Below are 22,547 nucleotides of genomic sequence, written 5' to 3' on the forward strand. Positions count from 1 at the left end.
TTATTTCCGCACAATGTTCAGCTTGGCCAGTTCTTCAGCATCGAGCCGCACTGGCTCATCCTGATAACCGTCCAGCAACAGGCCGTAGGGGTTGAACTGCGTATCGACCGAGTACGCAACCACGCGAATCGGGTAGCGAATGATCGTGTCCTTGATCACGTTGCCCCGGATGGTTTCCTGCATTTCAAGGTCCAGATAGACCACCCAGAGGTTGTCATTGACCTTGGTCACCCGATCTGTCTGAAACGTCAGTTCGGGTGGCGGCGCCAGAGAACGGGTGCGATAGGCCAGCTCACCCTGTGCGTGCCGCTGCTTGCTGTCGATCTCCAACTGGCCGCGATACCGATCCGTCAGAAAAGCGGACACACGCTTGATCTGCTCGGGGTAATCCTTCGCGCCATCCACACGCCAGCGATTGAGCTGCTGGAATACGACCAGCGCGAAGTTGTAGACATTTTCGGAAGGCATTTCGCCTTCACGTGCGGTTACCGGCGCAGCCAGCCCGGGTCGCACATCCACGCGGATGTTTGACCGGGATTGCCCTACGAGCCACGCCATGGCAAGGACACTTGCCGCCATGAGGGCGATGATTGCGAACAGAACCTTGATGAAGAAACGGTTTTGTTCGACTGCTCTTACATACGACATGAATGGTCACCCGTGTGATTATTTGGAGTCCCGGCCCGTAGACCAAGGCCCGGAGCGCATGACGATCTCGCCAGCGACGCCCGGCACATGCTTTGCCAGGAAGTACCACATGCGATGCATGTAATACCGATCCGGTCGATTCCGCTTAACAGCGCGGAGCCTGCCCGCACCGAAAACAACCAGACCCGCACCAATAAGCAAGCCCAACAAAGGCGAGAAGAAGGAGAGTCCCACGAAGAAACCACCAATCACGATCACCACGAACACGATCGCTGCAACCATCATCAAAAACCCCAGCTCCGAGCTGGTGATACCCAGCAGTGAGGCAGGTTGATGGTTGACTCGGGTGGCCACAGGCTCATGTTCGACCGAACGTGTGTATTGAAAACTGCTCATGGGACTCTCCATCAATGGACCGGGATGTTGCTACCGGGCCCCTCTATCAGCTGCCTTCAAGGAAGCTCTTGTTGTCATCCAAGATGGTCATGCCGTAGTTGGCGAACAGAGCCGAAATACCCAGGCCAGCGGCGGCGATCAGAACGGCCATGCCCAGGGCAGCCATATCGGCCTTGCCAAGACGGATGTTGTTGATCGTCGCAACGATGTACCAAAGGGCACCAATAGCCGCGCCGATGGATACGATCACCAGGACAATGCCCGCGCCACGGGCAACCAACTTGCCGATAGCACCCATCCAGTCACCATCACTTTGTCCACCCATGCCGTCAGGTGGCTGCGGAAGAGACTGTGCCAAGGCATCCGGCGCAATCAGAAACAGAATTGCCACAAGGGCAAGTACACCTACCATGCGCAGCATGTTCTTTGCTTCCATGTTATTGAAAATAGTCATTTCACACTCCGTTAAATTGAACCAAACAGCACTACAGACCAGCTATCAACAAACCCAGCATCACGGTAAAAACAATCCCCACTCCAATCACATCAAACAGCAATGCCTTGAAGTGAATCCGCTGCTCCCAATACGCCTCAACTCGACCCCAAGCCGCCCATGCCGCCCAGACCGCCAGGATCACCATGGTGGTCGCAACAATCAGGCGCCGGATGGTGGTTACCGAGTGGCTTCCTCCTGTCCCAGCCTGATACGCGGTGCTTGGGTCAGCAGCAGCCATCGGCAGCAGCGACACAAGATCAGCGATGGATGAAATATCCATTCCGATCACCTGCGGTATTCGCCACCCAGCGGTTCAATCCGCTTCGGGGCATCGCGCATGCCGGCCACGTACTGTTCGATACCCAGCTCGATGGTCTTGATGTCGGCCCGTACCGCCGCGTAGTTGAAGTTCACGCGCTTGCTCTGGTCCGAGTTCTGCTCGGCCTGATCGACCAGGGCGTGCACGATCCGCAGCTGTTCAAGCAGTGCGGTCAGTGATTCGTTTTCAAGTGCCGTATCTGCCTTCGCGGTTGAAGGTGAAAATGCCAGCACCAACATCCCGAACCATGTCACTGCCACAAGCAGGAGTGCCGGCGCCATGCGGCGGGAGAAATAGCCAAGGTTGTTGCATTGGGGGATCAGCTTCATGATTAAAGTACCTTCTTGAACGTGGACGCCGTGATGGCAATGGAAATACCGAACAGGATCAGGCACGGAATGAAAATCCAGTTCGGGTGCACAGTGAACGGGTTTGCCAGATAGAAGACCCACGGCGTGATGAGCCATGGCTTCACGTTTCGCTTTGCAAAATGGAAGATCAGCGACGACTCCGCGCCACCGGAGTGTTTGCGGATTTCACGCCTGACCAGGCCCTCGATCAGGGACACACATGCGACCAGGGCGAAAGCGGGCAGGGTGAAGATGGAAATGACGATGCGCAGGGTCACCACCTGCACCGACTCGCGTGCTGAATCGCTCATCTGCACCCAGAGGGGCGCATCGACCAGCATGTCAAACAGCATCACGGTCCAGCCCACCGGCGACCAGTACCAGCAGATGTGATAGATCCAGTCGGTCAGGACGCCCGCAATGCGCATGAACCGGTCATCGGCGTAGCGCGAGAGGAAGTCCAGCTCATCGGCCACCTGCTGCTGGGAGTGGCCGGCATCCCAGAAGTCCAGCGCCAGTCCGGCCCACTCCAGGCCGATGCTGCCCACGCAGGCGATGATGAGAAACGCCCACAAGCTGATCGAGCCGAACAGCGCCCGCACATAGAACGGGTAGCTGCTCAATGGCCTGATCTGGGCGCTGGAGGTCTGCGTACTCATGCGCCCCCACCGTGATCGTCGTTCTGGCCGTAGATGTCCAGACCAGCCAGCGGCGCTCCATCTGGGTCGTCTCCACCGGCAGCGTCCTGCCCGCCTGCCTGTCCGTGCTCCGGCGCATACCAATCCCCTGGGGACTGCGAGGGCATGACGGTGTTGGCGTCCAGCAGGGTCTGCGCGGCTGTCGCATCGCGGAACACCTTTTCCCAGACGGGGGTGTGCCTGGCCCATTCGTCTGCGCCTTCGGAGCGGTAGTTGTCGGCCATGGCTTTTGCCATGCCTTCGATCGAGGACGGGATATCGACCTTTGCGTTGGTGGCCAGCGGCAGCCGGATCTTGTGGAGCGAGCCACCATCCTTCAGGACGAACGCCTGCCCCTTGGGCAGATTGATCAGCGAATCCACCGACACCATCGGCACTTCGGTGCTGGTGATGCGCAGCTCCTGACCGGAACGGAACGTCACGTCCGAATCGCCGTCCGGATTGTCTTGCGACCCGGACACCAGCATCGTGGTTTTGACAGTGACTTTCGGCAGCTGTTCGGTCAGGTACTCCGCCGTCTTCGGCTCCTTGACGCGCAGCATGACCACCGTGTTGAGGTTGCCCAGGGTCTGGCCCGCCTTGTTCACATCCCCCAGCCTTGCCACGATGTCCGACAGCGTTTGCGTGTAGACGGTGGCAGAGAAGCCACCCTTGTCCACGGAGCCGGCGCCACCGCCCTTGTTAAGCAGTGGAATGAAGTCTTCACGGATCAGATCCGAGAACTCATCGGCATGCAGGCGGATGAAACGCTGGATAGGCTTGCCGTTATCCGGCAGCCCTTCGTGGTAGCCGTGCTTGTAGACCCGGCCCAGGGTGGACACCAGATCGCTGAACATGGTGGAGCCGACCACGGCTGCCACGTCCGGATCTGACAGGGCATCCAGGCCGATGTAGATGATGCCGTTCTGACGGATGAAACTCAGCCAATCCAGCACCGGACGGGTGTCGCTGGCATCGGAATAGTCCGGCGCCAGGATTTCGGCCACTTTGCCGGTGGTGAGTTTTGCGAGGAAGGGCAACAGCGAGGCGGTGAGCTTGCTGTAGTAAGACGGGTCATATTCAAACAGCCCGAACAGGGCTTCGCCTGCCGTCCCGGAAATCAGGTTCTTCAAGCCCCGGAAGATGTAGATGTCCGACTCGCCCATCGCCATCTTCGCCAGCGCCACGGTGTAGCGGTTGCGCTCCTGCTGCGCCCGCGACACCTTCATCAGGAACGCTTTACCATCGTCGGTACGCGCATGGGCAAACTCTTTCAGCTGCTCTCGCCATTCGGAAGGCAGATTGATGAGTTTCTTTTCCTGCGCATCGACAATGACGGCTTCGGCGTACTGAGCCACCAGCGGGTCGATGTTGATCGCGTAGGTTTCCAGCGACTTGTAGGTCGCCCGCATGCCCAGGTAGTCCATGGCCTTGGCGATGCCGTTGACGTAACCCCATACGAACTCGCGAAACGTGGCTGACTGGCCTTCACCAGGGAGTTGGCGCGCCACGCGGGTGGCGACTTCGGTGATGCGGGCATAGTCGCCAATGGGGTTGTATCGCACCGAGTGCTCAGGGAACCCCAGGTGCATCATGTGGAAGTCCTTGGCACGTCCAGCCAGCACGGCAGCGACGTAGCAGCTTCTGAGCAGCTCGGCGTCACCCTTGGGGTCGATCACGATCACGCAATCGCCGCGCCGGATGTCCTGATTGATCAGCACCTCGGCCATGCGGGTTTTGCCCACGCGAGTGGTGCCGATCACGATGGTGTGCGCAACTCGCTCGCCCAGGGCCTGGTGAACCGGCGCCTCGCCCTCCAGCAGGCCCACGCCGTGGATAGCTGGCGTGCCGCCGATATCGGGCAGGGGCGCCACCGGGTTCGGCAGCATGGCCCAGCGCTGAGCCTGCAAGGCTTTGATGAGCCCCTTGGCCATGGGGTTGCGCTCATGCTTCACCTCAAAATCGCGAGCGCGCTGGTAGAGCCTGGAAGGCTCCGAGTATTTGAGGTTGTCCGGCAGCATCGCGTCGTACAGGCGCTGCGTATGGGTGCCGGTCCAGCGGAAGCCATTGCCCAGGAACAGATAGCGATCAGACACCGGGATCTGGTCAGGCGCCAGTGACCAGTAGGGGAGCTTTCGCAGGCCGCGCTGATACTTGCGGATCCGGTGCGCATCACGCAGGCGCGACAGCGCCAGTCCGCCGATGACGGCTGCGCCACCGTAGGCCACGGTGGGCACCATCATCAGGCGCTCGGGGGCGATCAGCATGAAGCTGGCAGCCGATGCCGCCACGATCGAGGAATACATCTCGACCGGGGGGCGCAACAGGGCTTCCAGCGGACCGGTACTCATGCCGCTTGCGCTCCGCGCATCTGGGCATTGATGCAGGTGATCCACTCCAGTGCGCTTTCTGCCACGAATTCAGGCGACCTGTTCGCCGGCAGGCTGGACCAGCCGCGCCCGAGCATGTAGTGACCGAACAGCGACGCACCGCTGGTGCGAGCTACCAGGTTGCGGGTGGCGTTCGGGAACACGTCGCGCAGCTCGCCGGTTACCAGCAGCACCAGCCAGCAGGCTTCGGTATCGCGCTTCCACATCCAGGGATCGAACTTGCGGCCCGGCATCGGGTTGCACAGCAGCTTTCGCATGGTGAGCGGCCAGTCTTCGGGCAGCTGGATCAGACCGTCATCGAGTGCCGAATGAATGAGCTTGTTCGCATACCGCTTGATCAGCGGATCCGGGTTGTCCACGTACTGGCACAACCGGTCGTGCTCGATGGGGTCTTCCAGATGGACCATGGCAGACCCAACGGCATTGAGGATGGACCACACGTATTCAGCCCAGCCGTGGGCGATGCCGGCGTGCGGGCCGATGGCTTCTCCGAGCAGGTGCATGCGACGGATGGCGTCGTGATCGGCATTCATTTGCGCGGCTCCAGGTCACTGGTGTTGAAACTGATTCCCTGCGCCGTGAGGGCAGCGGGGTAGTGGACCAATCTGAGTTCATCCACCAACGCATCCAGATTCAGGACCGTGAGCGGGAGCCGGCCTGCGGCTTCGAGCATGCGGTCTACGTCCAGGAGCGTTTCGGCCTGGACCAGGTAGCCCACGGAGTTGCGCTGGAACAGCCACTCTTCGTTCTGGACCAACCATGCTTGTGAGGCTTCGTCGGCCCCGACCACGAACATGCCTTGGGTCATGGCTTTTGCGGTTTGCTCAGGCAGCGCGGTATGCGGCTGCTGTCCCGGCGTCATCCGGGATACGAGCGGCAGCTTCAGCATTTGCTCCAACGGCGGCGGCTGGGTCACAGGCTCAGTCCGGCGAGCCTGTGCGTTGGATTCCTCCAGGCGCTTGAGCGCCGGCCCCACAAAGGCGTGTACCGGGATTCCCTCACCGGTATCGTGGATCACTTGCAGATGGGTGATCGGCGGCAGCGTAGTAGCCGTAGAGGCGTCCATGACCACGACGAGCGTGCTGCCGCCGATCAAAGCGGAAATGAGGATGCGGGCGATCACGGCTGGATCCTCCCGAGACGATTGGCAACCAGCTGGGCGTAGTCGTCGCCCAGGCGCGGCTTCTTCCTGTCGCAGTGGTGATAGCAGGCAGTGGCCACGGCCCAATCGCCGTGGCGCTCAAAGAGCGAGCGAAGGAACGAGGCGCCATAGGCCACGTTGAAAACGGGGTCGATGGCCAGATCGGCCGAGCCGATGGCATCGCCGTGGTAGCGCCAGTAGATCTGCATCAAGCCAATGGCGATGCGATCTTCACCGGCCGCGATTTCCTGCTCCAGATAGTCGACCGCGTGCTTGCGGGTCTGGAAGTACAGCGGCGCCCCACGGACGTTCAGCGTCCATGGCCACGGCTTGCCGGAGAACCCGGCATTGGATTCGGTTTTGGCAATGGCATACAGCAGGTTCGCCGGCACGCCGTGTTCGTCAGCGATGCTGACGTAGGCAGGCGGAATCGCCTCCTTTGCCATGGACGTGCCTGCAACAGTCAGTGCGAACAGCACCGAACAAGCTGCATGAAGGGTGAGCCTGATCATGGGATCAAGCTCCTGATGCGATCGAGAAAACCACCACCAGCAGTACCCGTAGCGGGCGCCGCGTCGTGCGTGGTGTAAAGATCAGCCCTCAGCAGGTAGCTCATTTCAACCGGCGAGAAGCTGTCCCCTCGACGGCGATAGGCAACCGGATAGCTGGGCATGTCGGTGCCCTGGAGCTGCGCGAGGATCCCTTCCTCGAAGTTGATGGTGACGCGGCCGGACTCCACCATGTCGTAGGGGATACCGGCAGCAGCGGTCCAGTTCTGGATGCGCTCTTCTTCCTTGTCGGCAAAGTAGATATCCAGTCCGGGCCATGGCGCCCGCTGAAGGTGTGGCAGGACTTGCTGGATGATGTTGGTGCAGGCAACGCATGTGGTGTCCATGAAGATCGCGATGCGATCAGTCATGTCGAACGGGATGACCTGCTCGATGCCCAGGCGCACTGGATCCAGCAGCTTTTCATCGCCGTACATACGAATCCACGCATCACCATAGGCGCGGGTAAAGGCGAGTTCCTTCTCGGCGCGATCACGCTCTTGCTCCACAAGCATTTCCGCGTAACGCATGCGCTCTGCATCTGACCGCGCTTCGGCGCCCAACACGGTGAGCGGGTCCACACCAGGCGACCAGAACCGGCGCGGCCCCTTCATGATGTCGTCGTAACGCTCCCAATCGGCCTCGGTGAGCGAGGCCCACTGCGATCGGTCGATCTGCGAGGAATGGATGACGGTGCCGACCTGCTGGGACTGCTGCGCCTGGCTCCTGCGCAGCGCATCAGGTTCAACCTGCTGCGCGCCGGCAGCGGTGGCTGCAAAAGCAGCCACCGTCAGAACGATGGAGAGCACCTGCCTCATTCCAGCTCATCCTTGTTCTGGTCCTGCCCGTCCTGCTCCAGTGGTGGATAGTCGGCAGTTGCCGGCACCGCTGGGGCAAGGCTTTGGAAGTGGATTTCAGAGCCGTAGGAGGTGTATGGCGAAGCGACGGGCGAGCACATTTCAACCTGGCGCTCTACTATCACGGTACGCGGTTGAAACAGGCCACACCCTGACAGCGCAACCAGTGCGACGACGCCAAGAGCCAGACGCGGGAACAAGGGAAACATGGATTACTCCTGGCCGGGGACCACCGCAATCAGAATCTTGATTGCCGGGATGTATTGACCCAGGGTGACCCAGAACAAACTGGCCGAAGAACCCGATTTCGCACCGGCGCTTGCACTTGCAGCAACAGATGTGGAGGCGCCCATTCCCGGCAGAATCTCACTGGCTGTAACAACACTTTCGCCCTTGTTCACATGCACCTGGGGAGTGACGACTTGTGCGTTGCCTGCACTGGCCACCTGATCCGTCAGACCCGGATCTGCGGCCGTTGCTCCATTGATGAGAGCGAATCCGAAAACGAAGATCATTGCCTTGCCGAAGATATTGATATTCATGGTGCTTTCCTTATGCGCCTTGTGCGCTGTTGTTGGGTGTTTGGTTAGATGGCCCACCAAAAAACTAATAGCTTTCCGCTATTCCTCCACATAAACAGTTATGGTTCGACCGACCCGGAGAAACGTCGCACTGCGGGTTACGACATCGACATCCAGCAGCATCCACGGGCTGTGATCGCCGTTGGGCAGCAGCACGTATTCACCCGCTGTGATCAGTGCTGAACCAGCGTCTGGGGCATCTTTGATGGTGATCTGGGCCTGCGCATTTCCCTGCACTTTGCGAACCCCGTTAAGGGCGAAGTGAGGGGTGGGCTGTTTGATAAGGCCGGCTGGCACTGGTTGGGGAGTTCCAGTGCCAGCCGTGGGCTGCTGATCGAGGTCGCTCCGAGGGGGTGAAGGAGCGAAGGGGGCCTCAATCTCGCGCAGCCGTAGACGGGCATCAGCAAGCTCGGCCTGAATCTGGCGCACTTCATTGCGAAGGGCCTCCAGCTCCAACTGGAGAGCAGCCAGGCTGCTTGCGGATGATGAAGAGGAATGGATCTGGGTATCGCTTACGCCGGCAGTCTGGGCGGTGGCCTTTGCCTCACCCTCAAAAAGGTCGGCACCCTCCATGGCACCGAAAAAAAGACCATTGCCACCTTTGGGGGCAGCAATTGCGTCGGTCAACGAGGGGGTGTTCGATCTGCCGCCATGCGTCAACACGCTGTATGCAAAAAGCGCGAGAACAAGGATGGCAAGAACCAGCAACAGCGGGTTTCGCTGCTGATCCACTGTGAACCGGCTCATCGCCTGCACCTCCACCAGCGTGCAACCAACCTGCCAACCTGGGTGCTGGCCACGATGACCACCACAGCGACCGCCAGCCACGGCATTCCCTTTGCCGCAACGCTGATTACCGATTCAATCGGCCCGCCAGCAACCGACGAAGCGGCTGCAAACGGTTGCTGTGGAATCCCCCCCAGGTTCACGGCAGGTCACTCCGTGGGAGAGCCGGTGTAGCGGCGGTAGCTGACGAGGCGGTTCACGTCATCCACCAAGAGCTCGTAGCCCGGCTGCCCGAGGGCCACCAGCAGGGCAGCCAGTTCGATTTGCGTGAACTGACGATGGACCTCGGGCAGCGGCAACTGAAACAGGGTGTGCGCCTGGTAGTCAGGCTGTGCCAGCTGATAGCCGCTACCAGCCAGCGCGACGTTCACGGCCTGTCCAACCGTGGTGACGGTTCCACGCGGGAACGAGATATCGACCATGGCGCGCAGCGGTGCACGTTGGGCGGTTGTGAGCTTGTTGGGCGCCACCCTTGCGTAGCGGCTTGCTTCGGCCACCTCGGGCACTGCGTACCCGGCGACTCCGATCACGGTGGCCAAAGCCAATGACATCAAGCGTTGCATCGTCGTGGAACCCCTTGCAGTTGGTGATTTCGTTCGGCGTTGCCGCCATTCCTGTGGCGCTACTATACCGAATTGTTTTCCGTTTGGAACCCTGTTCGCGCGGATTCCGCACATTTCCAACACCAGAAGGTACACTCCGGACGAGTCCCCGGCAAAGGATTGGCAAGAAAGGACGCAAGCAAAGCCCAGGAGCGCGGAGCCGTGAGCGGCTCCGTAAGAGGGGAGAGGGCAAGAAGAGGGAAAGGGGAAGAGGGCTTATCGAAAAGGAGTGGCCCCCGCTGGATAGCGCGGGGGCCACGTCTGAAAAGCCCTAACAGGTAACAGGCCCTGGCGGGCCTTAACAGGTATAAAAGCCGGCTGCGCCAAGAGGTACAGCCAATAGGGTGGAGCAAAGGAGGGGCAAAGGAAGCCCGTTGCGCCACACGAAAACGAGGTCACATCCCGATGTTCGACAAGCTGCTCAAGACGTTCCGTCCTGGTCCCGCTTCGGCACCACCGGCCACCCCGGTGCCGGCGTCTGCGCCCAAGCGCCCGCGTGTTTCCTTGGAGGAGATTGCCCGATCGCCAACGCACCCGGTGTTGAGTGGGCGCGAGCTGCTGGAGCTTCTTCCCCGGTGGCCGCAGATCGAGGATCGCTTGTTCAAGTCATCCAAGGTGACGCGGGACCAGTTCGAGCAGTTCTATGTTCATCCGATCGCTGCCTTTGCTGAGCGGGTGCAGTTCCTGCCGGCGTCTCAGACCCATCACCATGCTGGCCCCTTGGGGCAGCTGGAACACACGCTGGAAGTGATCGAGAACGCGATGGCGAAACGCACTTCCCTGCGCCTGCCGCTTGGCGCAGAGCCGGAGCGTGTCAGCCGTGAGGCGTTGATCTGGACCTATGCCGTGTTTGTGGGCGCGTTGGGCCATGACGCGGGGCGTCCGCTTGCGCGGTTCCAGCTGCGTGCCAAGGTGGGTGGCCGTTGGCACGACAAGGTGTCCGTTTGGGGTGAGAGCCTTCATTCCCTTGGGGCAACCGAGTATGCGTTTTCATGGGTGGAGGGTGCTGACTACGAGTTCCACAACCGTGTGGCTCAACTCATGCTGGGCCGGCTGTTGCCTTCGGCTGGCTGTGCCTGGCTCAACCAGTGCCCGGAGGCGTTGAGTCAGCTCAGCGCCTGGCTTTATGGCGATCAGTTCAACTGCGGTGTGATTGGCGAGATCTGCCGTGAGGCTGATGGTCAGTCTGCGGCCCGCAACGTAGGTGGCGCACTGCCTGGGGCAACGGTATCCGAGTCTGGCGTGAAGATGCCGGTCTACAAGCGCGCTGCGATGGCCTTGCGCGAGCTGGCGCGTGATTGGGTGGTGAACGGTCGAGCGGCCAAGGGTGCAACCCAGACGGGCGGTTCGGATGCGTGGGTGGTGGGGGCTTACATCTTTGTGCGATCCACGGTGATGAACGACCTTCACACCGCGTTGGTGGATGCCGGCGTGCAGGGCCTTCCGGAGTCTGCACCGGGGACGGTGACCAAGCTGACCGATGCCGGCGTTGCCTTGTCTTACGACGATGGTGCTGGCCGTCGCCGTGGGGTGTTTTCGATCAAGGTACAGACGGCGGATGGTCACACGGTTGTTGAGAAGTTCACGGTGTTGGTCTTCCCGATTGACCAGGTGTTTCCGTTGAAGAACCGTCCTGGCCAGTTCGATGGCACGGTCGAAGTGGTGTCGCCCTCGTTGCCGCAGGAACACGTGTTGGCGCAGACCACGCGCAAGCCGGTGTCAGCTGCAAGTGTCAACGTGACGGGCACCGCGACGCCGGCACCTTCAACCGCAGTACCTGTTGGGGCATCGAGCATTGAACCTGCGGTGCCGGCTGCCGCTCCGGTAGCTGCGCCAGTGCAGCCACCGCCGTCGCCCGCGCAAGCACCCGTTGGGGCAGCCAGTGCAGATCCTCGGGTGCCGGCGGTGGCGCCTGACCATGAGGGCATCAGCGATGCTGAGGCGGCTGCGCTGGCGTTCTTGCGGCAGGCAGCGGATCCGGAACCATCCGACGATGAAGATGCTGTGCAGGCACCGGCACCAGTTGCGGCCGGACCCGCATCATCTGTGGCAGATGATCCTGTGCCCACGGCTTCTGGCCAAGCGGCGCCGGCCGCGCTGGCCGATGAAGAGCCTGCATCTGGGGCAATGGAAGCTGCTGCTGTTGTGGAACAACAAGAGCCTGTTGGGGCAACCGATGCTTCTGGGTCTGTTGAAGCTGTTGCTGAACCAGGTGGTGATACCAAGTGGGCGCCGTTGAACCAGCACGGTGACTATCTGCGCAGTGCGGACCAGGACGTGGATCCACCGATCATGCGTGCGTTCTTTGAGTGGTTGCGTGAGTGCCTGAGTCGTGTGCCTGATGCTTCTGGTGAGATTCCGGCCGGCGAGGTGATCGAGATGAACACGCGCACGGCCTTGATCCATGGAGCTGCTGAGCTTCCTCAGTGTCTGGGGCTGGTGACGCCCAAGGCGGTCCGTGAGTTCTTGAAGGCCCGGCCGTATGCCTTTGGTGAGGGCGAGTATGTGCTTCCCGATGGTGAAGATGCTCAGGGGTCGTATGCCGATGACTTGATGCTCCAGAACATCCTGCGCGGATCGCGGTGGGCGGTTCACAACGGTCTTGCTCCGGGGCAAAACGTCTTCACGTATCGCATCGACACCGGTGAGCCGGATGCGCCCAAGACCAGTGGCCTGAACCTGGTGATGCTGTCTCCGGAGGCGGGCGCCTTGATCTTGCCAGCGGGCATGCGCTGGGTGGCCAACCCGCTGTTGAAGCGCTCCACGCCTGAAGAGCTGGCGCAGGCCCGGGCGGCACGCAAGGGGACCAGTCAGCCGCCGCGCAAGCCTGCACCACAACCAGAGCCGCGCCCGAAGAAGGGCAAGGGGAAGGGCGGGAAGGCGCCAGAGCCTGCCGCCAAGAAGCCTGACGCGATGGATTTGCTGGGACTGAAGTAGCGCGGGCAAAAAAAAGCCCCCGCACCTTTCGGTGAGGGGGCTTGCGGTCACGTGCCGACCAGTTCCTTGGCCAGCGCCATTTCGATGGAATCGCCATCGTCTTCATCCAGATCCGACAGCCCTGTTTCCGGCATTTCGCCGGCAGTGCTTTGGGACACCTGGATCTTCTTGCTCATCAGCTTCAGGCACCGGGTTTGTGCACTGTCGGTGTAGCCGAAGAACACGACGCGGACATCCTCCTTCTGGCCGATACGCCAGGATCGACGTGCGGCTTGAAGCACGGTGAAGGTAGAAAAGCCCGTCGACATGAAGGCGATGGTGGGGAACTCCAGCAGATCCAGCCCCGTCTTGACCAGCTCGGGGTTGCAGATCAGGCAGTCGATACCCGAGTCCACCTTTTCGGCAATCCAGTCCTCGCGCTTATGCGTGGGGACGTTGGCCTTCAGTACGGCCGCATTGAACCCTGCATCCTTGAGGATCCTCCGCAACCGTGTGGTGGTGTCGCGACTGTCGGAGTAGGCCGTGTAGATCAGGGTCTTGCGTCCCTTGGCCCGTTCGGTCCTGACCAGCTCGATCAGTGCCTCTTCCTTGGGCGTGACCTCATCCTCACCAAACATCGAAGGCAGGACCATGAGGGTGTCCCTGCTTTGCGGATGCTTGATGATTTCCGACTCGAAACACGTCTCCGGCCAACGCAGCAGCGCGTTGGCGACCACACCCAGCAAGCTGCGGTCACCGCGACGAAGGGCCTCCCTGAGAGCATCCACAAGTTTGTTCTGCATCTCGGTGTACTTGGCACGCATGGCAAAGTCCATTTCCACCTCCACCAGGTCTTCCTGATAGGCCGGCAGCACATTGCCGCCGATCTCTTTGAGCTTCAGGAAGGCGGTGTGCGGGAGCAGGTAGCGTGCGATGGCAGCCGGACTGAACCCCGGTGCCCGCGAGACATTGACCGTTTTCTTGGATCCCTTTGCGGTCTTGAAGTCATCGCCTTCGCCTTGCTTGTCCCGGTAGACCGTCTTCAGCACCCCGTACCGCTGCATGAAAGCCATGGCCGCAGTAGCCATGCTGCCCTGGGCGTTGAAGCGGAACCCGTCTGCGATCATCGTGCTGGGCATGCCCCGCATCAGCAGATAGAACAGGTCATCGGCATAGCCACCCATGAGGGTGCCAGTCAGAAGGATGACCTTCTTGATCTGGCTGGCCAGCACACCGAACGCCTGGGCCTGAGCACTGTTGCTTGCCTTGTACTCATGGCCTTCATCCACGATGAGCGAGCCGAACGATCCCTTGGGCAGGTAGCGTTTGACGAACTCGGTCGGCTGATACGGCGCCCCGCCGTTGAGCGAAAACTCCATCTTGCTCAGGGCGCGTTCCATGCGTTCGGATTGCCGCTGGGTAAACACGAAATCGCCATCCTCATCGAGCAGGTTGGTGAACTCGTAGATGTTGTCCTCCAGCATGCTGCCAAGGAACTTGGCACCGAACATCCTCAAGAGCGCGTCAGCGCGCTTGGGACCGATGGTGGGCAGTTCCAGGAGTGCCTTGCGTACCGAGTCATCCGGATTGGCCTGCTTGCCACCTGGCCGCATGAGCGTCCAGAGCCTGGCCTTGCAGGATGTGCAGGTTGCCTTGCGTTGCAGTGACATGAAGCTGTCATAGCCGACGCTGTGCTTTTCCTCATCCCGGACGATGCTTCCACAGTCAGGGCAGGCAGCGACCACCTTGGTGAACTGGTGGACGTGTACCTTGCCGGTGCCATCCGTGGATTCCTGACGGACAAGTTCCTTGCGGGATGTGGCGGCAACTCGCCAGTGAAAGCCCATGCGCATCCGGACCCGCCCCATGATGAAGAACTCGGGGGGATCCACCTCACCCACGACGCGCCGCTTGCTCTTGAGAGCTTCGCGGAAGGCCAGGAGCTTGGCGATGCAATCAGGGCCGTTGAGCACCCAGACCCTGGCACCGGGAATGGTGTCCAGGATCTCGCGCCGCCACTTGTAAACCAGGTGTGGCGGAGAGAGCACCAGATGCCGGCGGATGCCTTCGGCTTCCAGAACGGCAGCCAGGCAGATCGACATCATGGTCTTGCCGGTGCCCATTTCAGCGTTCAGCACCGCGAACGGCGAGTTGAAGTCGAGCAAGTGCGTGGCCATGGCCTGCACGCGCTCACGCTGCTTGGGGAAGGGCGTGCGCTTGAGGCCATCCATGACCTGATCCCGCGAACGATTCGGACCCTGGTACTGGACCGGTGTGGATTGACCGATCTGGTGGAGCAGACCGGAGCGAAAGTGGCTGATGAAATCAGCCAGAGCCACGTCCTTGTCCCCGGCTTGGATGAAGTCGGGAACCTGGCGGGTGGTGCCGCGAAGCGGCAGGGTGGAAATGCTCATGGAACGTCTCCTACAGGGAGTTGCGAGAAGGAAGGGGCAGGGTGTTGGCCCTGAGCAGCGAAGTGATGTGAGCGTCGAATGCATCCTGATCGGCGAAGTTGATGTGCCAACCGCGCACATTTCCCACGCACGTCAGTGGCTGGATGGTTCCAGCCTGATGCAGCTCATCCATGACGATCTGCTGCCAGTCATCGAGCAGCGGCAGGGTTTGCATTTGCTTGAAGCGCTGCCACAGCAGCGACTGGCCATCAGTCGTGGAGTCCTTGGTCAGTACGTACCCACAGCCTTGGTCCTGCACGTCTTTGTGGAAGAGGAACAGGTGGACCAGTGAACCTACGACCGAATCCCCAGGTTGCTTGGGATATCGGCCTGTGGTCTTGTCGTACAGATCCACATTGGGCAAGCGAGCGCCGCCCTGAATCCACTCGGGCGCCAGCGGCTGGTCAGAGTCGGTCCGGGCCAGCCGGATACGATTCAGGCCACCATCAACCAAGGGCAGTTGCAGGTTGCCCAGCAAACCCTGGATGACCGTATCGCGGCCCCACAGCGAGGCAAACACGAGAACGCCATCGGTCGTCATGACCGCAGCGTCGCAGAAGACGCCACGGGCGTCTGGAAGGGAATAGAAGGACATTGGAAGCACCTCTGGTTTGGGAAAACGTCCCCAGCGCTTGTGCGCTTGCCGGTGATGGGGACGGGACCGGCGATCGCCCGATGGGCAATGCGTGTGCCTTGCAGAGGCTTTTTCATGCACGCGCTGACGCCGGCACCTGGCCGGCAAGCGCACATGAAAAAGCCCCCGGATGGGGGCTTGGTGGAGCAATCTGAAAAACTGGGCTTGTCAAACAGCCAGTTCGTTGAGCATCCGTTGACGCAACCAGGAAACCAGCCCCTTTGTGTCAACAACATCTTCGGGCAGGCCATCGGCCTTCAACTTCTCGCCCACCTGCCAGTTCAACAGGAACGATCGAAGCTGGCGTTTGCTGGGATCAGTTGCCGAAATGGCATCTGCCAATCGCGCCGCGTTGTAGTCACCGAGCAGATCTTCGCCAATGTAGCCTCGAACCCATTTCCCGGCCTGTGTTTGAAGCAGGCTGGCGGTTTCCTCCTGTATGGCTTTTTTCACGCGATCGCTCTCAGCCAAGGCAGCGGCCTCCGCCTTCTTCTTCTTCGATACGAAGCTAGAAGATGGAAACTCTGACCACAGCGCTCCATGGTGGTAGGCAATGGCAAGCAGGCTTTGCTCACCTGGATGCCGAATCGCAGTCCAACGACCTGTGGCTACAATCCACTCACGGATCGCAGCCCATTGCTCTTCACTGAATCGCTTCCCGACAGGCGGGCGCACCGATACCGAGTTGGAGGCGGATTTCCGGATCAGGTAGTGCTCAACCGGTTGCGGCCCGAAGCTCTGAGCGCGCCGCCTTTGGGTGACACATGAATCACCGCTTTCAGCACCACCGCAGATGACATCAACATCCAAGATCATGGCTATTTCCTCTCAATAATGCCCCCAGCGCTTGTGCGCTTGCCGGTGATGGGGGCGGGACCGGCGATCGCCCGATGGGCAATGCGTGTGCCTACAGAGGCTTTTCCATGCACGCGACGGCGCCGGCACCGGACCGGCTCGCGCACATGAAAAAGCCCCCGAATGGGGGCTTGGTGAGTGAGCACGTAAAGCGCGCTCAGTGGATGGGATCAGGCACCGGAACCAGCTCGATCTTCCGCCAGGTGTATGGCGTCATCTTGCTGGCCATGACCTCGCACTCGCGCCGGGTCATGGGATAGGCGGTCTGCCGAACGCGGCGATCCATGTCGGTGTTCACCACGTCAATGTGGTACAGCTGACTACCCATCAGTGGGCCTTGGCACGCGGCCGACGCGCCCTCTTGGTGATGTTGACGGTGACATAGGCCCAGGAGCCATCATCGAAGATGCGCTCGAAGACCTCACCCAGCTCGATGAAGTGCACATCTTCAATCCGAATCGGATCACGACCGGCATGGTCGCTATCGGCGTGCACTTCGTAGGTATCGGAGCCTCGGTTGTAACGCACCGCCACGCGGCCCTGGAACATGGCCGTTGACACGTGGAAGCTCAGTTCAGGAGGGGTTTCGATGATCTTCTCAGGCACCGGATCCACCAACCGGAAGTCCTTGCCACCGGCATCGGCGATCATGTGGACGATCCTGCGATAGCCACAATCAGAGCCAGGCGCCGGCAACACCGTCATCTGACGGATCATCTCCGCAAGCTCAGGACAGGTGGGCTTGGTTTCCAGCGGAAACTCCAGATGACCACCACCGATGACCAGCGTCTTGACCTCGTACTGCGTGCCGTCCGGCATGGTCCGGGTTTCGACATTCGGCTCATCAAACCTGCGCCCATCAAACTTGCGACGGGCATAAGGCACGATCTGGACCTTGTCACCCACCTGGGGCAACTCATCTCCCCTCAGAATGCTGGCCGGGACACCGATGAATTGGATGCGCCCGGTCTTGACCAGAAGCAAGTCATCGAAGGCCACCACCGTGCCCTCCATCGGCCTGGGGTCAATGAAGAACCCCAGCGTGTTTTGGGCCGGCTCCATCGGGTTGATGTAACCGAAATTGTACTTCCGAGCATTGCTCGGGACGAACGCGTGCACGACACCGTGCACGTACTGTTTCGCAGAAGCGCGATCCATGGCTTTTTCCTTTCAAGAATGTCCCCAGCGCTTATGCGCTTGCCGGTGATGGGGACGGGACCGGCGTATCGCCCGATGGGCAATGCGTGTGCCTTGCAGAGGCTTTTTCATGTGCGCGCAGACGCCGGCACCGGGCCGGCTCGCGCACATGAAAAAGCCCCCGGATGGGGGCTGGAAGGGCAGGGCTACTCCAGCGGCGCCATAAAGCTGGCCAGCTGCGGGGCGATGGGCCTTGTCGGTTCGACGTGGACCATCACCCGGGTGTCCCCTGCCAGGGGTGGGCGGTTGTGTTGTACCCGACGCCGCCAGACTGTCGGGGATCGGATGTCGATCATGACCGCCCTGTAGTGTGGAGCTTCAAGCAAGCCGGCCAGAGGCCGACAGTCGCTTGCGTCCGAGCCGTTCTTCTTCAGATGCACGACGGCTTGTTTGAGATCCATGACCGGGTAATGCCGGTTGGTTTGTCGAACCCAAATGCGCTGGGTCAACGTGTTGTAGAAGATGTGCTCGATGCGATCTCGCGTGGGCCAAACCGCATCAAGCAGACCGGCGCGAGCCAGGATGGCTTTGGCGCCGACCTGTACCTTTCGCTCGCAGCGGCTGATCGGATAGACACCAGGGAACATCATGATGGGTTCGGTTTTCATCGGGGCCTCTCTTGCGGTGGTGGATTTCCCTGGGTGCGCGGACAACGCCACACATCCAGGGAAATCCACCGGGCAAGTCAGAAGCGAGCAGGCCGGCATGATTGCCGGCCTGCTTTTCCCTTTACTCGATGATGGGCAACCAGATCTTGTCGGTCGACTTGAACCGGAAGCCATTGGCTTTCAGGTAGGCGACCTGTTTGCGCATCAAGCCCGATGCGGGATCCAGCTTGACGGGCTGGCGTGCCAGCACGGCCTGAGCAAGATCGCCAAACAGCTTGGCCACCTCCGAATCCGGATCAGGTTCTGCGTCCTCATCCGATGTTGGGTGCAGATCGCTCCCGTCAGCAGATTGCGGTTCGTCCTTGCTGGCAACAGGTGTCGGAGGATCAGGAATCTCATCCTCGGGTTCCTCAACCAGCCCCGGCGCCATCAGGGGATCGTTGTCATCCGAGTTTTCCTGCGCTTCATCGGACTGGATCTGAAGATCACGTGCCCACACCGCCAGTTCCGAAATGGAAGCTCCATTGGCTGGCCGGGTGGCGATGAAGATGTTTTCCACGTCAGCAGTGACGGGGTAGCGCCCTTCATCCAGTTGCTGGATCAGGGGGTGTTTGATTGCAAACTCGCCAATCTCCAGATGGAGTTTGGCGACATTGAACGGGCCGTTGCGGCCATTGACGGCCTTGACGGCCAGAGTGCCCTGGAACCACATGGTGGTGCTCCTTTGCTTGGGTGGGAGAGTCGATCGCCGGTACAAGCCGGCTGGCCTTTTCAGATCGGTGAGGCCGAATCGGCAGATGCCGATGGATTCCAAGCAAAGGGGATGTTCGGTTTCCCCAGGCACACTTTTGCAAGTGCGCCTGGGGAAACCGCGTCCCGGCAAGTCTCACCGGGACACGGCAAGTAGGCCCCGCGATGGCCTTGCCAAACCAACGCTGCACACGGAGCAGGGGGCGGACCGTGATTTATTTTTGATTACCGCACAGGTGAAGCCTTGTGCTCGTGCGGTCGAGCCTGATCAGGAATGACATCACCAGGTGCGACTGGCAAAACGGCCGCATGATGATGTGAAGGTAGGGAGGCCGTCGCGGGGCAGTTCAGCACGTAGATGGGATGTGCATGGACCTGGGCACCCGGATGCCCAGGTCCATGCACACATCATTGGTACGGCAGGAAACCTGCCGTACCTTCATTGCATTCAGAACGGCAGCTCATGCGGATCCCATTCGCGATCAAGTGCCTCAACATCGGCAGTGACCGGATACAGGAAGTGGACCTCATGCTCTTGACCGTGTTGCCCGAAGAGACGATGTGCTTCTTCTTCGGCTTGCTCATCGTTTTTGAGGACGCGGCGGGTCTTCTGCATGAAGGCGCCGGTGTCGGGGTTTTTGTTCCCCCAAATCTCGTAGATGTTCATGGATTTCTCCTGCCCATAAAAGCCGAAAGGCACCCTGGTGAGGGTGCCTTTCGGTTGCGGCGTGGAACTCAGAATCCGATGTCATCGTCATCGAACGACGAACCATCGTGCTGGTCACCCATCACCGCTGCGCGGCGAGGGGCGTCCTTTTTCGCCTGGGAGTCAGCTTCCGCTGCCTCGTCAGTGCGAGAGTAGACCTTGTTTCCGTCGACATACATCTGTTCGACGGCATAAAGGCGTCCGTAGTTGGCAATGGCCGGGTCACCAGCCTTGCCGTACTTGCTGTCCTTCGACCGAGTGTAGATCGAGGACGACAAATTGCTGACGCGGACAACAGCCCAGATCTGCGATTCAGAACCAGCGTACTGGTTCAGAAGCTCAGCCGCAGGGCCTTGGATGTTGCAGTTGACGAGGAAACCCTCATCAGGGTCGCCTTGCGCAGGGTTCTTGGCACCCTGCAAAAACTTCACGCGGGCGGCCAAATATGGTTCGCCACGGCGAGATCCCTTGGGAGTGACCATCCGAACGTCGTTCAGGTAGGCAGGTCCACGAAGGGCGGTGTTGTGGAAATTGTTGGTAGCGGTGCTCATGGTGAAGACTCCTTGAATGAAAAATACCCATTCAGGAAGACAGAACACCACCCTGGTCGGGGAGAGTCTGTCTCCCGTCAGGGTTGAGTTGAGGATGCATCCGGCTCTTGTGAGCCTGGTCCAGGTTGGATGCGAGTGGACCGACCTCAGAAACGCTGAGGTGCCGCTAACGATGCCAGTCTAGGCATGGCACGCCATTTGTGTCAACCCGTAAAGTGAGTGCCTGACTCGACACCAGCACCTGTTAGCATTGCTGCTAACAGCCTGCCTCTTGCTCCGTCCCGCCATGCCGATTGAAACCACCACGCTATCGCACACCGTCGCGATCCCCCTGGGTGCAGTGCACCCCGAACCGCCAGAGCTGCACCTACCCATGGGCGCGGCCCGTGTTGCCCTTGGCTTTCCTTCGCCGGCAGAGGACTTCCTTGACGAAGGCATCGACCTCAACCAGGTGCTGATCCGCAATCCGGCCGCCTCGTATCTGTACCGCGCATCCGGCTGGTCGATGATCCTGGCCGGCATCTGCGACGGCGACATTCTGGTGGTCGATCGCAGCATCGAACCTGTGGATGGTCACATCGTGATCGCCACTTGGGAAGGCAATCAGCCAACCTGCAAGGTGCTTCGCTTGATGCCGACCCACATCGAGCTGCACTGTCGCAACCCTCGGCACACGCCCATCGTGCTGCCATTGGAAACCGAGGTGGAAATCTACGTGGTAGCCAGCGTGGCCAGGCAGATGCACCGAGGGCACGGTCAGTACAGCGGCTCACGAACGATCAGCGCATGAACACTGCGTTCCATCTGATCGACGCCAACAACTTCTACGCCTCCTGTGAGCGGATCTTCCAGCCCCACCTGTGCGGCGTACCGGTCGTGGTGCTCAGCAACAATGACGGGTGCGTGATCGCTCGCAGCCAGGAAGCCAAGGCACTCGGGATTCGTATGGGACATCCCATCCACCAGGTTCCGGTCACCGTCCGGCGACAGCTCCACATACGGTCTGCGAACTTTCCGCTTTACGGAGACATCAGCGCCCGCGTGCTTTCCATCTTGCGCGACACCGGCTTGCCGGTTGAGGCGTACAGCATTGATGAATCTTTCCTGCTGGATCGGCGCCAGATCACGCAACGCGGCCCGTGGGCGCAAGCGTTGAGCGATCGCGTGTGGCGCTGGACCGGCATACCCACCTGCATCGGCATCGGCCCGACAAAGACACTGGCCAAGCTGGCCAACCACGTCGCCAAGACGGTCACGCGCAAGCCTGGCCAGTACCCGGCCGATCTTGCCGGCGTGGCAGACCTGTGCGCACTTCCTCCAGCCGCACTGGCGGGCATCCTGGAAGCCACGCCGGTGGCGAATGTCTGGGGTGTTGGCCACCGCTGGGCAGAGCGCCTGCGCAGCCTGGACATCGACCATGCCCTTGCGCTGCGTGATGCCGACTCGCAGCACATTGCCGATCAATTCGGCGTCGTCCTGCTGCGCACTCAGCGCGAGCTGCGTGGCGATTCTTGCCTCGCTCTGACCGAAATGGAGCCGGCGCGGAAACAGATCATGGTCAGCCGCACCTTCGGGCGCGCTGTCCAGAATCACGACGATATCGCCCAGGCCCTGGCGACGTTCGCCGTGCGTGCCGGCGAGAAGTTGAGATCCCGGAATCTGGTGGCCGGCGCCCTGGGTGTGTTCGCATCCACCGATGCTTTCCGGTCGGATCTGCCTCAACACCACCCGCAGCGCGTGGCCGCACTGCCAATCCCGACATCGGACACACGCGAGCTGCTGCACACCATGCATCGACTGCTGCAATCAGGCTTCTTCAAGACTGATCACTGCTACAGGAAGGCCGGGGTTTGGCTTCTGGACCTGGTAGAGCGTGAGTTGGTCCAACCCGATCTGTTTGCGCCGGCAGCAGCCGGCGATGGCCTCATGGACGTTGTGGACGGAATCAATGCCAGGTTCGGGCGTGGCGTGATCGGTTTTGCTGCCACGGGTTGGCAGAAGGCGCCCACCTGGGCGATGCGTCAGGCTTCGCTGTCACCGCGTTACACCACGCGCATTGAAGAGCTGCCGACTGCCTATTGCTGAT

Annotated in this window: 27 protein-coding genes; 3 read left to right on the top strand and 24 right to left on the bottom strand. The window is 60.6% G+C overall.

The features are described from left to right. The 15 genes from WDB66_RS13235 to pilL2 all read right to left on the bottom strand — a co-directional run bounded on the left by WDB66_RS13235 (nucleotide 1) and on the right by pilL2 (nucleotide 9,740). On the bottom strand, nucleotides 1-648 hold the full coding sequence (locus WDB66_RS13235; protein WP_339399074.1) for a PFL_4703 family integrating conjugative element protein: 648 nt from the start codon (nucleotides 646-648) through the stop codon (nucleotides 1-3). Nucleotides 649-666: 18 nt separating this feature from the next. Further along, nucleotides 667-1,044: a DUF3487 family protein gene (locus WDB66_RS13240; protein WP_339399075.1), complete on the bottom strand. Its 378-nt coding sequence runs from the start codon at nucleotides 1,042-1,044 to the stop codon at nucleotides 667-669. Nucleotides 1,045-1,090: 46 nt separating this feature from the next. After that, nucleotides 1,091-1,498 (bottom strand): hypothetical protein, encoded by a 408-nt coding sequence (locus WDB66_RS13245; RefSeq protein ID WP_339399076.1) that lies wholly within the window; start codon nucleotides 1,496-1,498, stop codon nucleotides 1,091-1,093. Between the two features lie 31 nt (nucleotides 1,499-1,529). Further along, nucleotides 1,530-1,820, bottom strand: coding sequence for a DUF3262 family protein (locus WDB66_RS13250; protein WP_339399077.1), 291 nt, complete (start codon nucleotides 1,818-1,820; stop codon nucleotides 1,530-1,532). 5 nt (nucleotides 1,821-1,825) lie between these two features. Next, nucleotides 1,826-2,188 carry an integrative conjugative element protein, RAQPRD family gene (locus tag WDB66_RS13255; RefSeq protein ID WP_339399078.1) on the bottom strand — a complete coding sequence of 121 codons (363 nt, stop codon included), beginning with the start codon at nucleotides 2,186-2,188 and terminating at the stop codon, nucleotides 1,826-1,828. Between the two features lie 2 nt (nucleotides 2,189-2,190). Then, nucleotides 2,191-2,868 (bottom strand): IncC plasmid conjugative DNA transfer DtrJ family protein, encoded by a 678-nt coding sequence (locus WDB66_RS13260; RefSeq protein WP_339399079.1) that lies wholly within the window; start codon nucleotides 2,866-2,868, stop codon nucleotides 2,191-2,193. Then, on the bottom strand, nucleotides 2,865-5,237 hold the full coding sequence (traD, locus tag WDB66_RS13265) for a type IV conjugative transfer system coupling protein TraD (protein ID WP_339399080.1): 2,373 nt from the start codon (nucleotides 5,235-5,237) through the stop codon (nucleotides 2,865-2,867). Before traD ends, WDB66_RS13260 begins: the two co-directional genes overlap by 4 nt. Beyond that, nucleotides 5,234-5,809 carry a hypothetical protein gene (locus tag WDB66_RS13270; RefSeq protein WP_339399081.1) on the bottom strand — a complete coding sequence of 192 codons (576 nt, stop codon included), beginning with the start codon at nucleotides 5,807-5,809 and terminating at the stop codon, nucleotides 5,234-5,236. The genes traD and WDB66_RS13270 overlap by 4 nt, the downstream gene beginning before the upstream one ends. Beyond that, the gene (locus tag WDB66_RS13275) at nucleotides 5,806-6,399 is read right to left on the bottom strand and encodes a PFL_4695 family integrating conjugative element protein (protein WP_339399082.1); all 594 of its coding nucleotides are present in this window, start codon (nucleotides 6,397-6,399) and stop codon (nucleotides 5,806-5,808) included. The genes WDB66_RS13270 and WDB66_RS13275 overlap by 4 nt, the downstream gene beginning before the upstream one ends. Then, entirely contained in the window at nucleotides 6,396-6,929 is a 534-nt protein-coding gene (locus WDB66_RS13280) for a transglycosylase SLT domain-containing protein (RefSeq protein ID WP_339399083.1), read from the bottom strand. Before WDB66_RS13280 ends, WDB66_RS13275 begins: the two co-directional genes overlap by 4 nt. Continuing rightward, the gene (locus WDB66_RS13285) at nucleotides 6,926-7,783 is read right to left on the bottom strand and encodes a TIGR03759 family integrating conjugative element protein (protein WP_339399084.1); all 858 of its coding nucleotides are present in this window, start codon (nucleotides 7,781-7,783) and stop codon (nucleotides 6,926-6,928) included. The genes WDB66_RS13280 and WDB66_RS13285 overlap by 4 nt, the downstream gene beginning before the upstream one ends. Beyond that, nucleotides 7,780-8,031 carry a hypothetical protein gene (locus tag WDB66_RS13290; protein ID WP_339399085.1) on the bottom strand — a complete coding sequence of 84 codons (252 nt, stop codon included), beginning with the start codon at nucleotides 8,029-8,031 and terminating at the stop codon, nucleotides 7,780-7,782. Before WDB66_RS13290 ends, WDB66_RS13285 begins: the two co-directional genes overlap by 4 nt. Before the next feature lie 3 nt (nucleotides 8,032-8,034). After that, nucleotides 8,035-8,364 (bottom strand): hypothetical protein, encoded by a 330-nt coding sequence (locus tag WDB66_RS13295; protein ID WP_339399086.1) that lies wholly within the window; start codon nucleotides 8,362-8,364, stop codon nucleotides 8,035-8,037. Nucleotides 8,365-8,442: 78 nt separating this feature from the next. Beyond that, entirely contained in the window at nucleotides 8,443-9,150 is a 708-nt protein-coding gene (locus tag WDB66_RS13300) for a hypothetical protein (protein WP_339399087.1), read from the bottom strand. 188 nt (nucleotides 9,151-9,338) lie between these two features. Then, nucleotides 9,339-9,740, bottom strand: a complete 402-nt coding sequence (gene pilL2, locus WDB66_RS13305) for a PFGI-1 class ICE element type IV pilus protein PilL2 (protein ID WP_339399088.1) — start codon at nucleotides 9,738-9,740, stop codon at nucleotides 9,339-9,341. Between the two features lie 456 nt (nucleotides 9,741-10,196). Between pilL2 and WDB66_RS13310 the strand changes: the two genes are divergently transcribed. Continuing rightward, nucleotides 10,197-12,728 carry a TraI domain-containing protein gene (locus tag WDB66_RS13310; protein WP_339399089.1) on the top strand — a complete coding sequence of 844 codons (2,532 nt, stop codon included), beginning with the start codon at nucleotides 10,197-10,199 and terminating at the stop codon, nucleotides 12,726-12,728. A gap of 47 nt (nucleotides 12,729-12,775) precedes the next feature. Here WDB66_RS13310 and WDB66_RS13315 read toward each other — a convergent pair whose 3' ends face one another. The 9 genes from WDB66_RS13315 to WDB66_RS13355 form a co-directional block, all read right to left on the bottom strand. Further along, entirely contained in the window at nucleotides 12,776-15,121 is a 2,346-nt protein-coding gene (locus tag WDB66_RS13315; protein ID WP_339399090.1) for a helicase-related protein, read from the bottom strand. A 10-nt stretch (nucleotides 15,122-15,131) separates the two neighbouring features. Further along, on the bottom strand, nucleotides 15,132-15,755 hold the full coding sequence (locus WDB66_RS13320) for a hypothetical protein (protein ID WP_339399091.1): 624 nt from the start codon (nucleotides 15,753-15,755) through the stop codon (nucleotides 15,132-15,134). Nucleotides 15,756-15,962: 207 nt separating this feature from the next. Then, complete coding sequence (locus WDB66_RS13325; RefSeq protein ID WP_339399092.1) at nucleotides 15,963-16,610, bottom strand: hypothetical protein; 648 nt, start codon at nucleotides 16,608-16,610, stop codon at nucleotides 15,963-15,965. A gap of 196 nt (nucleotides 16,611-16,806) precedes the next feature. Beyond that, nucleotides 16,807-16,977: a hypothetical protein gene (locus tag WDB66_RS13330; protein WP_339399093.1), complete on the bottom strand. Its 171-nt coding sequence runs from the start codon at nucleotides 16,975-16,977 to the stop codon at nucleotides 16,807-16,809. Further along, entirely contained in the window at nucleotides 16,977-17,807 is an 831-nt protein-coding gene (locus WDB66_RS13335; protein ID WP_339399094.1) for a GTPase, read from the bottom strand. The genes WDB66_RS13330 and WDB66_RS13335 overlap by 1 nt, the downstream gene beginning before the upstream one ends. Before the next feature lie 185 nt (nucleotides 17,808-17,992). Next, nucleotides 17,993-18,454 carry a hypothetical protein gene (locus WDB66_RS13340; protein WP_339399095.1) on the bottom strand — a complete coding sequence of 154 codons (462 nt, stop codon included), beginning with the start codon at nucleotides 18,452-18,454 and terminating at the stop codon, nucleotides 17,993-17,995. Nucleotides 18,455-18,575: 121 nt separating this feature from the next. Continuing rightward, nucleotides 18,576-19,166 carry a DUF3275 family protein gene (locus tag WDB66_RS13345; protein WP_339399096.1) on the bottom strand — a complete coding sequence of 197 codons (591 nt, stop codon included), beginning with the start codon at nucleotides 19,164-19,166 and terminating at the stop codon, nucleotides 18,576-18,578. 486 nt (nucleotides 19,167-19,652) lie between these two features. After that, complete coding sequence (locus tag WDB66_RS13350; protein ID WP_339399098.1) at nucleotides 19,653-19,871, bottom strand: hypothetical protein; 219 nt, start codon at nucleotides 19,869-19,871, stop codon at nucleotides 19,653-19,655. 68 nt (nucleotides 19,872-19,939) lie between these two features. Next, entirely contained in the window at nucleotides 19,940-20,461 is a 522-nt protein-coding gene (locus WDB66_RS13355; protein WP_339399099.1) for a DUF3577 domain-containing protein, read from the bottom strand. 286 nt (nucleotides 20,462-20,747) lie between these two features. On the opposite strand from WDB66_RS13355, the gene WDB66_RS13360 reads away from it, so the two are divergent. Beyond that, entirely contained in the window at nucleotides 20,748-21,251 is a 504-nt protein-coding gene (locus WDB66_RS13360) for a LexA family protein (protein ID WP_339399100.1), read from the top strand. Then, nucleotides 21,248-22,546, top strand: coding sequence for a Y-family DNA polymerase (locus WDB66_RS13365; protein WP_339399101.1), 1,299 nt, complete (start codon nucleotides 21,248-21,250; stop codon nucleotides 22,544-22,546). The genes WDB66_RS13360 and WDB66_RS13365 overlap by 4 nt, the downstream gene beginning before the upstream one ends. The last annotated feature ends 1 nt before the right edge of the window (nucleotide 22,547 follow it).

Source organism: Denitratimonas organivorans (genome assembly GCF_037478135.1).
In the GTDB taxonomy this organism is placed as follows: Bacteria; Pseudomonadota; Gammaproteobacteria; order Xanthomonadales; family Xanthomonadaceae; genus Denitratimonas.

Bases quoted from the DNA above. Each gene is read 5' to 3' on its own strand.
- WDB66_RS13235 (WP_339399074.1), bottom strand. From the start codon at position 648: ATGTCGTATGTAAGAGCAGTCGAACAAAACCGTTTCTTCATCAAGGTT.
- WDB66_RS13240 (WP_339399075.1), bottom strand. From the start codon at position 1,044: ATGAGCAGTTTTCAATACACACGTTCGGTCGAACATGAGCCTGTGGCC.
- WDB66_RS13245 (WP_339399076.1), bottom strand. From the start codon at position 1,498: ATGACTATTTTCAATAACATGGAAGCAAAGAACATGCTGCGCATGGTA.
- WDB66_RS13250 (WP_339399077.1), bottom strand. From the start codon at position 1,820: ATGGATATTTCATCCATCGCTGATCTTGTGTCGCTGCTGCCGATGGCT.
- WDB66_RS13255 (WP_339399078.1), bottom strand. From the start codon at position 2,188: ATGAAGCTGATCCCCCAATGCAACAACCTTGGCTATTTCTCCCGCCGC.
- WDB66_RS13260 (WP_339399079.1), bottom strand. From the start codon at position 2,868: ATGAGTACGCAGACCTCCAGCGCCCAGATCAGGCCATTGAGCAGCTAC.
- traD (WP_339399080.1), bottom strand. From the start codon at position 5,237: ATGAGTACCGGTCCGCTGGAAGCCCTGTTGCGCCCCCCGGTCGAGATG.
- WDB66_RS13270 (WP_339399081.1), bottom strand. From the start codon at position 5,809: ATGAATGCCGATCACGACGCCATCCGTCGCATGCACCTGCTCGGAGAA.
- WDB66_RS13280 (WP_339399083.1), bottom strand. From the start codon at position 6,929: ATGATCAGGCTCACCCTTCATGCAGCTTGTTCGGTGCTGTTCGCACTG.
- WDB66_RS13285 (WP_339399084.1), bottom strand. From the start codon at position 7,783: ATGAGGCAGGTGCTCTCCATCGTTCTGACGGTGGCTGCTTTTGCAGCC.
- WDB66_RS13290 (WP_339399085.1), bottom strand. From the start codon at position 8,031: ATGTTTCCCTTGTTCCCGCGTCTGGCTCTTGGCGTCGTCGCACTGGTT.
- WDB66_RS13295 (WP_339399086.1), bottom strand. From the start codon at position 8,364: ATGAATATCAATATCTTCGGCAAGGCAATGATCTTCGTTTTCGGATTC.
- WDB66_RS13300 (WP_339399087.1), bottom strand. From the start codon at position 9,150: ATGAGCCGGTTCACAGTGGATCAGCAGCGAAACCCGCTGTTGCTGGTT.
- pilL2 (WP_339399088.1), bottom strand. From the start codon at position 9,740: ATGTCATTGGCTTTGGCCACCGTGATCGGAGTCGCCGGGTACGCAGTG.
- WDB66_RS13310 (WP_339399089.1), top strand. From the start codon at position 10,197: ATGTTCGACAAGCTGCTCAAGACGTTCCGTCCTGGTCCCGCTTCGGCA.
- WDB66_RS13315 (WP_339399090.1), bottom strand. From the start codon at position 15,121: ATGAGCATTTCCACCCTGCCGCTTCGCGGCACCACCCGCCAGGTTCCC.
- WDB66_RS13320 (WP_339399091.1), bottom strand. From the start codon at position 15,755: ATGTCCTTCTATTCCCTTCCAGACGCCCGTGGCGTCTTCTGCGACGCT.
- WDB66_RS13325 (WP_339399092.1), bottom strand. From the start codon at position 16,610: ATGATCTTGGATGTTGATGTCATCTGCGGTGGTGCTGAAAGCGGTGAT.
- WDB66_RS13330 (WP_339399093.1), bottom strand. From the start codon at position 16,977: ATGGGTAGTCAGCTGTACCACATTGACGTGGTGAACACCGACATGGAT.
- WDB66_RS13335 (WP_339399094.1), bottom strand. From the start codon at position 17,807: ATGGATCGCGCTTCTGCGAAACAGTACGTGCACGGTGTCGTGCACGCG.
- WDB66_RS13340 (WP_339399095.1), bottom strand. From the start codon at position 18,454: ATGAAAACCGAACCCATCATGATGTTCCCTGGTGTCTATCCGATCAGC.
- WDB66_RS13345 (WP_339399096.1), bottom strand. From the start codon at position 19,166: ATGTGGTTCCAGGGCACTCTGGCCGTCAAGGCCGTCAATGGCCGCAAC.
- WDB66_RS13350 (WP_339399098.1), bottom strand. From the start codon at position 19,871: ATGAACATCTACGAGATTTGGGGGAACAAAAACCCCGACACCGGCGCC.
- WDB66_RS13355 (WP_339399099.1), bottom strand. From the start codon at position 20,461: ATGAGCACCGCTACCAACAATTTCCACAACACCGCCCTTCGTGGACCT.
- WDB66_RS13360 (WP_339399100.1), top strand. From the start codon at position 20,748: ATGCCGATTGAAACCACCACGCTATCGCACACCGTCGCGATCCCCCTG.
- WDB66_RS13365 (WP_339399101.1), top strand. From the start codon at position 21,248: ATGAACACTGCGTTCCATCTGATCGACGCCAACAACTTCTACGCCTCC.